Source organism: Streptococcus sp. UBA3373 (assembly GCF_002360305.1).
GTDB lineage: Bacteria > Bacillota > Bacilli > Lactobacillales > Streptococcaceae > Streptococcus > Streptococcus alactolyticus.
Genome location: NZ_DEQF01000021.1, coordinates 24,018 through 40,075 on the forward strand (window position 1 = coordinate 24,018; position 16,058 = coordinate 40,075).

The window sequence follows — 16,058 nt, forward strand, 5'->3', positions numbered from 1 at the left end:
TTCGTAACGTGAATCCGCCCGTCGTGCACTACTATCTGCTGAGTTCGCACACGCGCTCAAGAATGTGTCACCCAAGGATTGCACACTCTTCTCACCACCGAGCACTCTCTGTCTGTTGTCTTGGGCTTTTTCTATCATCGCTTTACTATGATTTAAAAATATTTTACAAGAAAATTCTAAAAATAGCAAGCTTAAAATAAGATTTTTTATATTTATACAATTTTAGACAAAAAAAAAGAAGACCATATGGCCTTCTTAGCTGATTAAAAACGAATTTGTTCACGTGTTTTTTCATATGATGAAACGAAGCGGTCTGTAACACCTGGTTCAACAGTTTCAAGAGCATATGAAATTTCATCAAATGACGCTTGGTAATCATTATCCACTTCAAACAATTTCAACGCGTGTTCGAAACTATTTTGAACGCTTGGTTCAAAGCTACGGTAACGGTTTGAATATTGTAAGAGTTGCTCAGTCAATGTTGCATTTTGCACGACTTGGTAAGTTGCTTCTTCAAGATTGGCAATGGCAGCTGTTGCAACATCTGTCAGACGAGCCACAGCATCAATGTCAATACGTCCACGACTCAATTCACTAATCAAGGCTTCTAATTGAGAACTTGTCGTGAAGAAAGTACTCAAGAAATCTTGTGGAATACCTGGCAAATTGCGTTTTTCCATATAACGTTTGATCATGTGCAAACGATTGATGTATTTTTCCAGTTTTTGACGAGCCACTGTTTCGATTTCTTCAATGTTTTTGACTTGTTCAAAGACTTCCATTTGACCTTCTTCAACAGAGTCAAGGGTTTTCAAAGTCTTGTCAAAAATCAATTGCAACTCAGTAAATGGACGTTCTTGTGTACCAAAGGCTTCAACAATTGGCATCACTTCAAGATCAATTTCTTCTAATTTTTGAGCAAATGAACGAAGACTCAAACTGTCGCTATCCCCTAAAATATATTTATGGGATAGGCGTTTGATTTCATTTTCCAACTTGTCGTTGTTGGCTTTTGCGTGTGCCAAATAATCTGGAATAATCTTGCTGTCTTTCAAAGCCAATTTATGCGCTGCAATTTCGCGTTCAAACAACTCATACATGGTGTCGATCTTGCTTTGAATACGTTCATTTTCATTACGAGCACGGTCCAAATCAAGTGTGACTAACTCTGAAGAGTTGGCACGAATGGCATCGCGGATTTCTTGGAAACGGGTTTCGATATCTTTTTCAGCAAAGTGGTAATTTTGCTCTAGCAAACGGCGATAACCTTGTTCCAAGTCATCCATTTGATCAGGAAAATCATCTTCTAGTTTCGCAACAATTGCTGGGATTTGTTCTGAAATTTGACCAAGTGCAATGGTATGCTCTTCAGCACGATCCAAAACTTCAGAAGCCTCAACGGGATCCCCTGTTGAGTTCAATGTGACAAATTGAGAAAACTCGGTTTCGATATTTTTCAATTGCTTGTCAATCTCAGGCATCGTAGAACCAAAATTGTCCTCTTTTTCCGAGATAGAAGCTTGAAGGGTTTCGTATAAATCCAAAGCGTGTTTGACACGAGCACTGTTTTTCTCTTCTTGTTCTTTCAAGACTGAGAGAGCCTCACGAATGGCATTGATGTCTTCTTCGATGACGTTCAATTGGCTTTCAACGTTGTCAATCTCATGTTTGGCTTTGATGAATTTAAAGCTGTTGTTAAGATTTTCAGCTTCAAAGATATGATTTTCAATATCAGAAAAAGAATTGAGAGAAAGATCTACCCATTTTTGATTCCATTCACGAAAAGTTGTCTGACTTTGACCAATCAAATGAAGGCTCTTAACAGCTTCAATTTCATCGTTGACCGGTAAAGCAAATAAGGACTGCTTCTTTTCTTCTAAAGTTGCAATCAATGAATCATTTCGCTTGCGCACAACCACACCGACTAAGTAAGCAATGATGATGATTAAAACAATTGCCACAAGCAGTAATATAATTCCGCTCGACATTTAAAACTCCTTATAAATTGTCTTTTTATCGTAAAATATCTATAACATTACGATTATAACATACTTAAAGAGAGTATGCAGCATTTTTTACTCATCTTTCTCATTAAAAATCAAGCGTGCTATAGACCGCATTTTCTTCAATGAAAACTCGACGAGGTTCCACTCGATCTCCCATCAGCATATCGAAAATTTTATCTGCTTCAGCGGCATCATCAACAGAAACCCTTGCCATCAATCGGTTTTCTGGATCCATTGTTGTTTCCCAAAGCTGATGATCGTCCATCTCTCCTAACCCTTTGTAACGCTGAACCGTTGGTTTAGAGCGTCCTTCTTTATAACGCTCCATCGCTGCTTGCAATTCGGCTTCCTGATTGGCACCAGGCTGGATGTATTCTTTAATTTCACTTCCCACTTTGACTCCATAAATTGGTGGTTGAGCAATATAGACATAGCCAGCCTCCAAAATAGGACGCATAAAGCGGTAAATCAAGGTCAAAAGCAAGGTACGAATGTGGGCACCGTCAACATCGGCATCGGTCATGATAACCAATTTGTGATAACGAGCTTTTGACACATCAAAATCAGCCCCAAAACCAGTTCCCATAGCTGTAAACAAGCTGCGAATTTCTTCGTTGGCTAAAATTTTATCCATGCTGGCTTTTTCCACATTCAAAATTTTACCACGAATTGGCAAAATGGCTTGGTGTTCACGGTTACGGCCTGATTTGGCAGAACCACCGGCTGAATCCCCCTCAACGATAAACAATTCATTCATTGATGGGTCGTTTGACGAGCAATCTGCCAATTTGCCAGGAAGGTTTGAGATTTCAAGCCCTGATTTCTTACGGGTCACTTCACGAGCTCGTTTTGCTGCAATGCGAGCTTTGGAAGCCAAAATCCCTTTTTCAACGATTTTCTTGGCAATCTGAGGATTTTCTAACAAGAAACGTCCAAAAGCTTCGCTGAACAAACGGTTGGTGATTTTCACCACTTCTGAATTGCCCAGCTTAGTTTTGGTTTGCCCTTCAAATTGTGGGTTTGGGTGTTTGACCGAAATCACGGCAGTCAAGCCTTCACGGACATCTTCACCTGTCAAATTGTCCTCTTTTTCCTTAATGAGCTTGTTTTGGCGAGCGTAATCATTAATCACACGCGTCAAAGCTGTTCGGAAACCTTGTTCGTGAGTTCCACCCTCATGGGTATGAATATTATTGGCAAAGCTCATGAGCGTTTCGTGGTAACCAGTTGTGTATTGCATGGCCACTTCAACCGAAATACCATCCATTTCACCTGAAGTGTAGATCGGTGTTGGGAAAATCACGTCTTTATTTTCATTGATGAAGGCAACATAACTTGAAATACCACCTTCGTAATGGAAATGTTTTTCCTGCTCTAGCTCTTCGCGTCGATCGGTGATGGAAATCCGCAAGCCTTTGTTTAAGAAAGCCAACTCTTGGATACGTTTGGCTAATTTGTCAAAATCAAAAGTCGTCGTTTCTGTAAAGATCTTAGGGTCTGGTGTGAAATGAACGGTTGTTCCGTGGCGATCCGTTTCGCCGACAACCTTCAAATCGTCCTGAACCTGCCCTTTGAAATACTCTTGGTAATAGATATGCCCATCACGATAGACAGAAACATCTAGCTGCGTTGATAAAGCATTAACAACAGATGAACCAACCCCGTGCAAACCACCTGAAACCTTATAGCCTCCGCCGCCAAATTTACCACCGGCGTGTAAGACCGTAAAGACGGTTTCAACGGCTGGACGTCCTGTTTTTTCTTGAATGTCAACAGGAATCCCACGACCGTCATCCACAACAGTGATGGAATTGTCTTTTTCGATAAAGACTTCGATGTGCGTGGCAAAGCCTGCTAGAGCTTCGTCAATCGAATTGTCAACAATCTCCCAAACCAAGTGATGCAGACCTTCTTTTGAGGTCGAACCAATGTACATCCCTGGTCGCATACGAACAGCTTCCAAGCCTTCTAAAACTTGGATTTGGCTCGCATCATATTCCTTTGCTAATTCTGATAAATTTTTCGTTTCTTCCGTCATTATTTCACTATCTCCATTAGGGACTTGGTCCCATCAACTAATAACGTATCAAAGCCTGCCGCCTGACCAGCTTGCCTATCAATATCACGATCACCAATAACCAAAGCGTCCTTGATATCATACTTTTTCTTGAGGTACAACATGGACTCTGGATTAGGCTTACGGGCAAAACCACTTTCTGAGGTCACCACTTCTGTGAAATAGGGCAAGAGCTGGGTCTTTTTCAAAATGTCCAGCACTAACTTGTTGCGGTGAGACACCAAGAAATTTCGCCCGCCATCAGCCACAATAGCTTGCAAGACCTCACGCGCTCCAGGAAATAAAATAGGCGACTCCAACAGTTCAGCCTCTTTTTCCTTGTATGCCTTTAAAAACTGAGGTTGATCAGGGATAAATCGGGCAATAGCAGCGTCCGTTGACTCCTTTAATTTACTGTACACCTCGTCGTGTGAGGCTTGTTTTCCAAATGTTTTGAGGGTATCTACGAAAGCTTGTGTCGATATTTCATAATTATCGAGCAACGTACCTCCCAAATCCCATATATAATCACGATAATTCATGTGTTTATTATATCACATTTTAGACAATTTTTATAGTAGAATCCATGTCGTTTTCAAGGAATGTTTTCATAAAAAAAGCTGGGTTTCCCCAACTTTTTTAATAGCGATCACTGCGTCTAAAATGTTTTCGCATTTCTTCTTCTCGGTGCAGGTTATTTTGGTAACTCATCGACAAAATCAAGCCCACACAGATTAGATTGGTGATGAGCGATGACCCCCCTTGAGAGATAAAAGGCAATGGAATCCCTGTCAAAGGCAAAATGCCTAGCGCAGCACCGATATTTTCAAAAATGTGGAACAAAATCATCATGATAAAACCAGTCGCAATGTAAGAGTAAAAACGGTTATTTGACTCAAAAATAACGTGAATCATACGGTAAATCAATAAGAGGTAAAGCCCAAGCACAGCCACACTACCAAGAAAACCAAAGTCCTCTGCAATAACCGTAAAAATCATATCACTTTCACGAACAGGCACCGATAAATCAATGACGTTAAAGCCTTTTCCGGCAAATCCACCACTACCAATCGAAATCATTCCTTGTGTTTGTTGATAGGCGATGGTTCTCGCGTAAGAGAATGGGTCCAACCAAGCAGAAATACGGTTAATTTGGTAAGTATCCATCCCCAAACTATGCAACAAATCTTTGCCGTGCGGAAACAGGAAGATCATCAAGAAACCACCGATCAATAGGACCACTAAGATCAAAACAGGAGCGATAATCCACCAAGAAATCCCTGATAAAAGCACTAAACCAGATAGAATAGCCGCAAAAACCATGGCTGTTCCTAAGTCTTTTTGCAAGCCAAGTAAAATCATGACGGGCAAGGTAATCAAGGCAAAGACACCCAATAATTTCCAGTCATTTGCTAAGGAATCTTCCTTGTATTTTTGTCGGAACCAAATGGAATACCGCGACAGCATCAAAATATAGGACACTTTCATAAATTCGGACGGCTGAAATAAGGTCACCGATCCAATAGTTACCCAGTTTTTAGCCCCTGTGGATTCAACCAAGGCTGGACTGTAAAAGATCAAGGGCAAAACCATCAAAACCAAACCCAAACCATATAGATAAGGCGTGATTTTCCATAGAAATTCCGTGCTAAAGAGCATGACAACAAAGGCAATACCGCAACCCAAAAGTATCCAGACCACTTGTTGCGTCATGACCTTCATCACCGCAGTGGGACTGTCATTTGAGGTGGCAATGTAAATGGCTACCAAACCAATCAACAACAGGAAAAAAACGGGTAAAATCACCGAATAATCAACACGACTTTCAATTGAATACTTTCTTTTTGCCATGATACTTCCTTCATTTTTCATCACAATAGAGATAGGTATTTTAGGTAAAATACTTGTCTCTATTATAAAACATCTTGTCTAAAAATAGCTGAACTCAGAAGAACTTTAAAAGGCGTATATGAGAAAAACGCCTTTCTTATGCCAATTCGTCACCTGTCTTCGTCCAAATGACCAGCTACCTTAGAAACGTGGATCTCCCCTGCCGGAATCGAACCAGCAACTACTCCTTAGGAGGGAGTTGTTATATCCATTGAACTAAGGGGAGTTATGAAAAAATCTGTCCCGAGGACAGATTTTTCTCGTTACATAGCAGTGCTCATTAACGACGGATTTCTTTAATACGAGCTGCTTTACCTTGCAATGCACGCAAGTAGTAAAGTTTAGCACGACGCACTTTACCATGACGAACAACTTCGATTTTTTCAACACGTGGTGTATGAACTGGGAAAGTACGTTCTACCCCGATACCACTTGACATTTTACGAACTGTGTACATTTCTGAGATCCCTTGACCTTTACGAGAAATAACCACACCTTCGAAGATTTGGACACGTTCGCGGTTTCCTTCGACAACTTTCGCGTGAACACGAACAGTATCACCAGGGTGGAATGTAGGGATGTCAGTACGTAATTGACTTTCAGTCAAACTTTGAATTAATGGATTCATTCTATTTTTCTCCTATCTTACTAATCATAAGTGCTTGTCCCAGCGGATTAGCCGTATTTCGTGTGTCCATCACACACTCTTACTATTCTAGCAAAAAAGGTAAGTTGTGTAAAGAGATAGAAACCATTTTCGCGAGAGTTTTTTTAGCAAAATAGTCTAGTCTATTTGTGTGGCTTGGTAGTCGCGGGAACGTTTCATGATATCTGAAAAAGTATTAACAATCGTATCCTCAAATGCTTTTTCTTGAACCTTATCGGCTACTTTTTGAAGGACGGCGTGTTCACGGCTTGTGTCTAAGATTGGCTTGCCAACCGTTTTTTTGTAAGCGACGACATCATTGACTAGTTGCATACGTTCTTCCAAAAGCGCCACCAAGTCTGCATCTATGGCATCAATTTTTTGGCGCGTCACATCTAAATCTATCATTGTTTTTCTTACCATTCTTTAAGCTGCACTTTCCTTTTACATTTTGTTGTTATTTCGGCGTCTAATCACGGTTACTAAGACATAACCAAGAGCGATAATCACACCAAGCACAATCAAACGTCTGACATTACCAGCAATCACAGCGTCACCACCCAAGGCATAAATTAGACTACTCGGAGCCACCCCAATGGTAACATAGAGCAGCCATTTGCGCCAAGGAAGCTTTTCTTCTGCTACATGATAATTGATCAAAATCGTTGGTACAACAGGAATCATGTAGCCTAAAATAATCCCATAATTCTTGTTTTCTAGCGCTTGAATGCCACTAAAACGCTTTTTCAATTTGTTTTCACTATCGGTGATATCCACGACATTGAGCAACTTGATAAAGATAAAATTCCCCAAGACATTTCCCAGCAAATTCATGCCAAAGCCGATATAAGGACCATAAACCACCCCATTAAAAATGGCAAAAATGGCATTAGACATAAATGGAATAGCCGCCGTCACAGCCGTCAGAATAACCAAGACCACAAAATTCAAAATAGTCTTATGACGAAGCTGGGAAATCACTCGATTGATTTCAGCTTGCGAATTGGATTCCCAAAAACGCACCAGCAATTCCCAGTGCCCAATCACATAAAGAATAAAATAACCTAGAACTAGAACCACACCAAACAACACCAAGAAGCGGCGGAGTTCATCATAGCCATACTTCACTTTTTTCATCGTTTCACCTTTAAATCATTAGTCTTTCCCAATAAGATTGCTTACTATTGTCTTTTTATTATACTATAAGTCCTTATCGAATGAAAAGGGAATCCTGACACCGTCAGTAAAAAAGAGGTCTTCTGAAGACCCCTTTTCATCTATTATCCATTGACTTTTTGGGAAATAGCTTGCGCAAATGCCTCTAATTTTTGGATGTCCTCATCATCAGCTGACAAGTCCACCTTCACAGACTCAGCTCCTTTAGTTGCTCCTGTTAGAGCAAACTGAGCTTCAAAATCATCAACGGCTTTACAGAAATAATCGTAGAAGGTATCACCAGAACCAACCACACCAAAGACTTTATCTGCCAAATCAACATCAGCAAGGTCTTCGTAGAAATCAACGATTTCATCTGGTAGATCCCCATCACCATAAGTATATGATGCCACGATAGCCACATCGGCATCTTCAAAATCAGCTGCGTCAACAGTTGTGCATTCGTCCACTTCAACGGTATGTCCTAGTGACTCAAAGGCATTTCCAACAATATCAGCAATTTCTTCTGTATTTCCTGTCATGCTAGCATAGACAATTTTTACTAAAGCCATAGTTTCCTCCAAACATAAATTACTTCTATTGTAGCATATTTTATTGAAAAAATGCTAGCAAAAACCGAATTTTTTAGGAAGCTAGGTGCGGATTTGGTCTTAACCAACCTCACTTTCTTCATTGTGATGAAGGTATTGTCTGTCTTTCCTCCATTTCTTATACAAGGTTGCTACTGAATTTTCCACGTAATTGGGTTTTTCGACACTCGCAGAAACATCTGCATTAGTGGTTTCACCTGTCAAAACCAAGACCGTATCCACGCCTGCTTTTTTCCCACAACGAATATCGGTGTACAAACGATCACCAACCAACATGGTTTCTTCCTTGGTGTAAGGGTTTTGTTTTAAGGCAAAATCCACCATAGCCGTTTCAGGTTTACCGATATAGTAAGGCTCTTTTTTGACCGCATGGGCTATCATTTCACAAATAGCTCCACAATCTGGTACATAGCCAAATTCCACAGGGCAGACTATGTCAGGATTAGTTGCCACATAATCCACATCTGCCTTGGTCAATAACCAGCAAACATCCACTAATTTGTCGTAAGTGAGTTGATTATCATAAGACACAAGGACGCAAGCAATGCCTTCCTCATGGCAATCCGTTGTCACACGAATACCGTTGCATTTGAGTTCTTCTTGTAAAGAATCTGTTCCCAAAACATAAATCAATTGGTCAGGATAGTGCGTTTTTAAATAGTACACCGTCACGTACGAAGCCGTGATAAAATTGGCCTCATCACAAGCCACACCCAGTCCTTTGAAAAAGGTCACATAATCAGCAACGCTTTTTGTGGCGTTATTGGTAACAAAAATAAATTGACCACCACTTTGCTTGATGTCTTGTAAAAAAGGTTTAACCCCTGGTATCAATTTGTCACCCAAACAAACCGTACCGTCAATATCAAATAAGAATAATTTCTTCTTGCCTAACATTTGTTTTCCTCCATTTCACGACGTATTTTCAAGGCTAACTCTGGCTCATTGGTAATGATGGCATCCACTCCTGCTGCCATGAATTGCTTGATTAACTGTGGCTCATCCACTGTCCAGACACGCACTTTCACATCTGAATTCTTATAACGCTCTAAAATCTCAGGCATGAGCAATTGGCAAAAACAAGGATGAATGGCTGGCACACCAGCATTAAGCGTGTAATGTTCTGCATCAACAATGACATCAAAAAAGAGATAGGCCGTCTGGGCTTGTGGGGCAAGGGTCTTGATTTTTTGGATGCTATAATGGTTAAACGATGAATAAATCACACGGTCTTCCATGCTTTTTTCTTGCACCAATTGAACCGTGGCATCCTCGATACCTGGGTACCAAAACAAACTCGTCTTTAGTTCAATATTAAGGACAATGTCGCTATCTTTGACCAATTCCAAAACTTCAGCCAAGATCGGAATCTTTACCTGACTGTATTCATCGTGTCCACATGAAAAATCCAAGGCGCGCAATTCTTGTAAAGTATGGTCTTTTAGGTAACCTTTTCCATTGCTGACACGCTCCAACTGCTCATCGTGGGCAACCACAAGCACTTGGTCTTTGGTCATTTGAACGTCTAATTCAATACCATCAACTCCTTGGTCAACGGCTTTTTGAAAGGCTTCAAGGGTGTTTTCAGGGGCCTGATGACTGGCTCCTCTATGGGCAAAAATACTAACGGTTTTCATTTTCTCACTCCCAACAATTCTTTAATAATGCTCATAAAAAACGAAACAGGGGGATAATACCTCATCCGCCCTGCTTCATAACTCTATTGTAGCACTCTATTATTCATTTACAAGGTTATACTCTTCAATAGCGTCGTTGATTGAAGATGACATGCTTTCAACAGCTTCATCAACACTTTGTTCACCATTGATGGTTTTTTCAATTTCTGTTTCAACAATAGAACGTGCTTCAGGGAATACACTTAGCAATGCACCAGCATATTCAGGTGAAGAAGCGTGCAATTGCTCAATCGCAGTTTCAAATTGCGGGTATTTGGCAATGTTGTCTTTGAAGACTTGCTCTTCGTGGGCAGCTACTGTTACAGGGAAGTAACCAGTTGAAGCATTCCAGAAAGCTTGTGATTCTGGTGAGATCAAGAATTTAACAAATTCCCAAGTTGCACGAAGTTTTTTCGGATCGTTGTTGTTCAAAGCCCAAAGTGATGCACCACCGATTGATACGCCACCTTCGTCAGATGAGCTGATTTTAGGGAAGTAAGCTGTTCCTACTTCAAATTTACCGTTAACGTCTTGAAGGATTTGGTTAAGTGATGCTGTTGAACCAAGAGTGATAGCTGATTTACCTGATGAGAAGTCAGCAAGACCAGCATCGCCACCACGACCAACGTTTGGTGCATAACCTTTGTCGTTCAATTCTTTCCAGATTGAAAGGATGTTTTCAGCAGCTCCATTTTCGTCAAAGGCAACTGCTGTGGCAATGTCTTCACGACCGTTGCCGTTATTTGCGTAATCAAGGTCTTGTTTGCTGATGAATTGCTCGAAGAACCAACCATAAATACCAAGAGAGATAACTTGGTCAGCGCCACCTTTTTCCATCAATTGACCACCAACTTCGCTAAGCTCTTCCAAGCTATCTGGAATTTCTGTTATGCCAGCTTTGTCAAAGATGTCCTTGTTGTAGTACATGATTGGTGTTGATGAGTTAAATGGCATTGAGTACAATTGGTCATCAATAGTGTAGTAAGCTGACAAGTTTGGCTCGATTTGAGAAAGGTCGTAGTTATCAGCGTCAACCATGTTTTGCATTGGAACAGTCCAACCAGATTCAATCATGAAACGTGTTCCAATTTCATAAACTTGGACAAGGTCTGCTCCCATGTTTCCGATTTGCGCACTCTTCAATTTGTTTAGAGAATCATCGTATTCCCCTTGGTATTGAGCGTTAACCGTGATACCGTATTCGTTTTCTTCGTTGAAACGGTCCACCAATTCGTCCATTGCTTTGGCAACAGAGCCACCCATAGAATGCCAGAAAGTGATTTCTGTACCGCTAACTTCGTTAGCTGCAGCCATTTCAACGGTTTCAACTTCAACGTTGTCCGTTTTGCTTGATGAGGTTGATGAGCTACCACAACCAGTCAAAGTACCAAGCGTCATTGTTGTAGCAAGAAGCCCTGCCATGATTTTTTTCTTCATTAGGTTTATATATCTCCTTAAAAAATTTTAATTAACACATTAAATTGAGTAAAAAGTAAGTCGGATGCTTTTCTCTTAACCTTTAACGGCACCTGAGAAAAGGCCACGAATCAGTTGTTTTTGACCAACAACAAAGATAGCGATAGATGGGATGATAATCATCACTACACAAGCAATCATCAAAGTGATAGATTGCGAATCCACACTATTTAACATACTAATCCCGATCTGAACAGTTCGCATTGACTCAGAACCTGTTACCAACAATGGCCACATATAAAGGTTCCATGCGTTGATGAAGGTGTAAACCGCCATAGCACCAATCGCTGGTTTGGTCAAAGGAAGCAAGATTTTGATGATAAAAGTCAAGTTAGAGCAACCGTCTAATTTAGCTGATTCATACAAAGATTTAGGGAAAGTCATATAGAATTGGCGGAAGAGGAAAATTCCCATCGCCGACGTTAAGTAAGGGACAATCAGTACAGGATAAGTATCCAATAATCCAAGCTTACCAACGGTTAAATAGTTTGAGATAATAGTTGCCTCTCCAGGAACCATCATGGTAGCCATGACAATCATGAAGAGAATGCCTTTTCCTTTGAATTCTAAAAACGAGAAGGCAAAGGCAGCTAGCGAGCAAGAAATAATCTGACCAACCGTAATGCAACTCGCAATGATGAAAGAATTCAGGATGAATTGCATCAACGGTACTTGCGTGATGGCATTTTTAAAGTTATCAAGGGTCGGATTTTTCGGGAAGAGGTTTAGCTCAGTGGTAAACAACTCACCAGATGGCATAAAGGCAATGCTTACTGCGTACAAGAGCGGCAACAAAATAATCAAAGCCACCACGATATTGGTCAACAAGCGAAAACCTGTTTTAGCCCTTTTCTTAGCTAGAGCCTTGGCACGCATAGTTTCCTTGATATCAACAATTTGCTCTTGCGTGAGCGTTTCTTGACAATAGAGTTCCATTTCTCCCATTTGCTCCATTAGTATTTCACTCCTTTCTTTTCAACTTTGAACATCACAAGCGTGATGAGCATGATAATGATAAATAAGATAACCGATTGTGCCGCTGCACTACCAAACTTGTAGTTAAAGAAGGCATCACGGTAAATAGAGTACACTATCACGTTGGTTGTTTCGTTTGGCCCACCTTCTGTCAAGATTTTGATTTGTCCAAATGACTGGAAGGCTTGAATGATGTTGACCACAAGGGTATAAAACATGATTGGTGACAAACCTGGTAAGGTTAAGTGGAAAAATTGTTGTAGCGGGCTTGCCCCATCAAGAGAGGCACGTTCGTAGATGCTATCGTCGATATTACCAAGTCCTGCTGAAAAATACAGGAAGTTAATCCCACTATTTAGCCAAGCTGTTAGGAAAGCCACACAGTAAAGCGCTGTATTAGGATCATTTAACCAATTGATATCTAAGCCCAAAAGCTTATTCACAATTCCGACAGCTGGGTGGAGCATGATTTGGAAAATCATGGCTGCCGAACTTGAGGCAATCGCCATTGGCAAAGCGTAAACCGTACTAAAGGCACGAATACCAGGAAAAGCTTTGTTGCATAGTAGAGCGGTAATCAAGCCCAGGAACATTCCTCCAAGAACAACAATCGCCACAAAAATCAAGGTAACACCTAAACTGTTGCGGAAAGAATCCGATTGCAGCAAGTTTTGGTAGTTTTCAAAACCAACAAATAACTTGGCTTCACCCAGTTTATTGGTCTTGAAAAAGCTTAGGTAAATGGTTTTGAAAAATGGATAAAATAGGAATACGGCAAAAATAAGCAAACTTGGAACCAGGTAACCATAAGGACCCACGCTTATTTTTTTAATCTTTTTTCCCACGTCACAGCTCCTCTCTATATAACAAGTTTTCTTGCGTTTCTAAATCAAACACGTGAATTTTCTCAGGGTCAAAGTACAATTCAATGGATTCTCCAGCCGCTGTGTTATTGTCAGGGCTTAGGCGAACACAGTGGTTGCGCTCTGTTTCACGGAAGTAAAGAATAACCTCAGAACCAAGTAACTCACGCGAATCCACACGTTCCACGATGCCTTGGCTAAAGGTGTCAAAGCCACCTTGTCTAGCTTCTGCTTTTTCGTGGATATCCTCAGGACGAATACCCAATTGCACGGTTTTGCCAACAACATCTTTCAAGCGAAGGCTATCGGCTTGCGTTGGGTAAACTTTCTTATCTTGTTGTTCACCAAAGATGAGAACCACACGGTCTTTTTCTTTTTGAATCACAGCCTCAAAGAAATTCATTGACGGTGAACCAACAAATTCTGCGACAAATCGGTTGATTGGGTTATTGTAAAGCACAGACGGTGCCGCGATTTGTTGAATGACCCCTTCTTTCATGACAACAATTTTGGTTCCTAGGGTCATGGCTTCGGTCTGGTCATGCGTCACATAAATAATCGTGATACCCAATTCCTTATGCAATTTTGCTAGTTCGATACGCATTTGCGCACGCAACTTGGCATCTAAGTTTGACAAGGGCTCATCCATGAGGAAAACTTTTGGACGGCGGATAATGGCACTACCAATGGCCACACGTTGCTTTTGCCCACCTGACAAATCTGATGGACGGCGGTCCAACAAATGTTCGATATCAAGAATTTGAGCAATCTGATGCACTTTTTGGTCGATTTCTTTTTTAGGCGTTTTCCGAACTTTCAAGGCAAAAGCCAGATTGCCATAAACCGTCATGCTTGGGTAAAGAGCGTAGTTTTGGAAAACCATGGACATATCTCTTTCCTTAGGTTCTGAGTAATTACTAAGTTCCCCATCAATCCAAAGTTCCCCGTCGCTAATCTCTTCAAGACCAGCAATCATGCGAAGAGTTGTTGACTTGCCACACCCAGACGGTCCAACAAAAATCACAAACTCTTTATCGTAAATATCTAAGTTAAAATCTCGTACGGCGTAATTCTTATTTTTGTATTCTTTGCAAATATTTTTTAATGCAATTTCTACCACACTTTTTGGTTCCTTCCACATCTTTTTTACTCTATTAATCATACATGACGAACGTTCTTGTCTTCTATCTTGTTTTTGTAAAGTTTTTATCAAAATTCATGGCCTAGGTCATTTTTAAAGTGTGGTATAATGAAAAGATAAGAGAATCTTTAAAACGATGGGAGATATCATTATGAATACATTCGCAGAAATTGTGGACGCTATTAAAGCCTATGACACCATTATTATTCACCGTCACCAAAGACCTGACCCTGATGCTATCGGTAGTCAGGTGGGCTTGCGTGATATTATTAGGGAGAATTTTCCAACTAAAACCGTCTTAGCAACAGGTCAAGATGAACCAACCCTTGCTTGGTTAGCCCAAATGGACGAGGTCAGCGACGATGACTACGCTAATGCCTTGGTTATTGTCACTGATACGGCTAATCGCCCTCGAGTTGATGACGAACGTTACCACACAGGTCAATTTCTCATTAAAATTGACCACCACCCAAATGATGACCCTTACGGAGATTTGATGCACGTGGATACGAGTGCTTCTAGTGCCAGTGAAATCATTACCGACCTTGCTTTAAGCACGCATTTGACCGTGCCAACGTCTGCCGCACGCCTCTTGTATTGTGGTATTGTTGGTGATACAGGACGCTTTCTCTACCCTGCAACAAGCAGCAAAACCTTCCAAATGGCGGCCAAACTTAGAAGCTACGACTTTGATTTTGCACAATTGAGCCGTCAAATGGATTCCTTCCCATTGAAAATTGCTAAACTCCAAGGTTATGTTTTGGAACACCTTGAAGTAGATGATAATGGGGCTGCGCGTGTGCTATTAACACAAGACGTGCTCAAGGAATTTAACGTGACCGAAGCAGAAACCTCTGCTATCGTGAACCTTCCTGGCAAAATCGATACCGTTCAATCTTGGGGTGTTTTCGTTGAGCAAGCTGACGGTCATTATCGCGTTCACCTCAGAAGTAAAACACAAGTCATCAACGGAATTGCCAAACGTCACGACGGTGGCGGACACCCTCTTGCCAGCGGGGCCAACTCTTACAGCTTGGAAGAAAACGAATCCATTTTCCAAGAAATCAAAGACCTCTTGCAAGCCACAAAAGACTAGAAAACCGTCCTATTTTTTCTATTTATTTGGAGAAAAGACTTGCCAAGGACGTATTTATTTGATAAAATGTAAGAGTTAAATAACTATGATGCGGAAAGTATCATGGCAGAAAGGAAATCTTTTTTAAAATGAGACAAAACATTCACCCAGAATACCGTCCAGTAGTATTTATGGATACAACTACTGGTTACAAATTCCTTAGCGGTTCTACTAAATCATCTAGCGAAACTGTAGAATTCGAAGGTGCTACTTACCCACTTATCCGTGTGGAAATTTCATCAGATTCACACCCATTCTACACAGGTCGTCAAAAATTCACTCAAGCAGATGGTCGTGTGGATCGTTTCAACAAAAAATACGGCTTCAAATAAGAAGTACGATTTACGACTTAAACCATTCGAGAAATCGAGTGGTTTTTTGTGTACGTTTCTTATCAATTCAAGGCACTAATCACAAAAGCTTGAAGT

16 protein-coding genes and 1 tRNA gene are annotated in these 16,058 nt (G+C 40.8%); 2 read left to right on the top strand and 15 right to left on the bottom strand.

What is annotated here, in order from left to right:
• Positions 1 to 263 precede the first annotated feature (263 nt).
• From ezrA to B3R79_RS03435, 15 genes are all read right to left on the bottom strand, one after another.
• The gene (gene ezrA, locus B3R79_RS03365) at positions 264 to 1,988 is read right to left on the bottom strand and encodes a septation ring formation regulator EzrA (protein WP_168260553.1); all 1,725 of its coding nucleotides are present in this window, start codon (positions 1,986 to 1,988) and stop codon (positions 264 to 266) included.
• A gap of 103 nt (positions 1,989 to 2,091) precedes the next feature.
• On the bottom strand, positions 2,092 to 4,044 hold the full coding sequence (gene gyrB, locus B3R79_RS03370) for a DNA topoisomerase (ATP-hydrolyzing) subunit B (RefSeq protein WP_204984486.1): 1,953 nt from the start codon (positions 4,042 to 4,044) through the stop codon (positions 2,092 to 2,094).
• Positions 4,044 to 4,604 carry an HAD-IA family hydrolase gene (locus B3R79_RS03375; protein ID WP_168260551.1) on the bottom strand — a complete coding sequence of 187 codons (561 nt, stop codon included), beginning with the start codon at positions 4,602 to 4,604 and terminating at the stop codon, positions 4,044 to 4,046. The genes gyrB and B3R79_RS03375 overlap by 1 nt, the downstream gene beginning before the upstream one ends.
• A 97-nt stretch (positions 4,605 to 4,701) precedes the next feature.
• Complete coding sequence (locus B3R79_RS03380; protein WP_168260550.1) at positions 4,702 to 5,913, bottom strand: FtsW/RodA/SpoVE family cell cycle protein; 1,212 nt, start codon at positions 5,911 to 5,913, stop codon at positions 4,702 to 4,704.
• 193 nt (positions 5,914 to 6,106) lie between these two features.
• Positions 6,107 to 6,178, bottom strand: a tRNA-Arg gene (locus tag B3R79_RS03385).
• A 54-nt stretch (positions 6,179 to 6,232) separates the two neighbouring features.
• On the bottom strand, positions 6,233 to 6,580 hold the full coding sequence (gene rplS / locus B3R79_RS03390; RefSeq protein WP_168260549.1) for a 50S ribosomal protein L19: 348 nt from the start codon (positions 6,578 to 6,580) through the stop codon (positions 6,233 to 6,235).
• 156 nt (positions 6,581 to 6,736) lie between these two features.
• Entirely contained in the window at positions 6,737 to 7,003 is a 267-nt protein-coding gene (locus B3R79_RS03395; protein ID WP_204984514.1) for a chorismate mutase, read from the bottom strand.
• Positions 7,004 to 7,042: 39 nt separating this feature from the next.
• The gene (locus B3R79_RS03400) at positions 7,043 to 7,735 is read right to left on the bottom strand and encodes a TVP38/TMEM64 family protein (RefSeq protein WP_168260548.1); all 693 of its coding nucleotides are present in this window, start codon (positions 7,733 to 7,735) and stop codon (positions 7,043 to 7,045) included.
• 143 nt (positions 7,736 to 7,878) lie between these two features.
• Complete coding sequence (locus B3R79_RS03405) at positions 7,879 to 8,325, bottom strand: flavodoxin (RefSeq protein ID WP_154454218.1); 447 nt, start codon at positions 8,323 to 8,325, stop codon at positions 7,879 to 7,881.
• Between the two features lie 99 nt (positions 8,326 to 8,424).
• A complete protein-coding gene (locus B3R79_RS03410) occupies positions 8,425 to 9,261 on the bottom strand; it encodes an HAD-IIA family hydrolase (RefSeq protein ID WP_293693753.1) in 837 nt (278 codons plus the stop codon).
• Positions 9,255 to 10,001 (bottom strand): glycerophosphodiester phosphodiesterase, encoded by a 747-nt coding sequence (locus tag B3R79_RS03415; RefSeq protein WP_293693754.1) that lies wholly within the window; start codon positions 9,999 to 10,001, stop codon positions 9,255 to 9,257. The genes B3R79_RS03410 and B3R79_RS03415 overlap by 7 nt, the downstream gene beginning before the upstream one ends.
• A gap of 99 nt (positions 10,002 to 10,100) precedes the next feature.
• Complete coding sequence (locus B3R79_RS03420) at positions 10,101 to 11,477, bottom strand: ABC transporter substrate-binding protein (RefSeq protein WP_204984482.1); 1,377 nt, start codon at positions 11,475 to 11,477, stop codon at positions 10,101 to 10,103.
• Between the two features lie 75 nt (positions 11,478 to 11,552).
• Positions 11,553 to 12,470 (bottom strand): carbohydrate ABC transporter permease, encoded by a 918-nt coding sequence (locus B3R79_RS03425; RefSeq protein ID WP_293693756.1) that lies wholly within the window; start codon positions 12,468 to 12,470, stop codon positions 11,553 to 11,555.
• The gene (locus B3R79_RS03430) at positions 12,470 to 13,336 is read right to left on the bottom strand and encodes a carbohydrate ABC transporter permease (protein WP_168260543.1); all 867 of its coding nucleotides are present in this window, start codon (positions 13,334 to 13,336) and stop codon (positions 12,470 to 12,472) included. Before B3R79_RS03430 ends, B3R79_RS03425 begins: the two co-directional genes overlap by 1 nt.
• 1 nt (position 13,337) lies before the next feature.
• Positions 13,338 to 14,474 carry an ABC transporter ATP-binding protein gene (locus tag B3R79_RS03435; RefSeq protein WP_293693758.1) on the bottom strand — a complete coding sequence of 379 codons (1,137 nt, stop codon included), beginning with the start codon at positions 14,472 to 14,474 and terminating at the stop codon, positions 13,338 to 13,340.
• A gap of 172 nt (positions 14,475 to 14,646) precedes the next feature.
• Between B3R79_RS03435 and B3R79_RS03440 the strand changes: the two genes are divergently transcribed.
• Entirely contained in the window at positions 14,647 to 15,591 is a 945-nt protein-coding gene (locus B3R79_RS03440; RefSeq protein WP_168260542.1) for a DHH family phosphoesterase, read from the top strand.
• Positions 15,592 to 15,719: 128 nt separating this feature from the next.
• A complete protein-coding gene (locus tag B3R79_RS03445) occupies positions 15,720 to 15,962 on the top strand; it encodes a type B 50S ribosomal protein L31 (protein ID WP_168260541.1) in 243 nt (80 codons plus the stop codon).
• Positions 15,963 to 16,058: the final 96 nt, after the last annotated feature.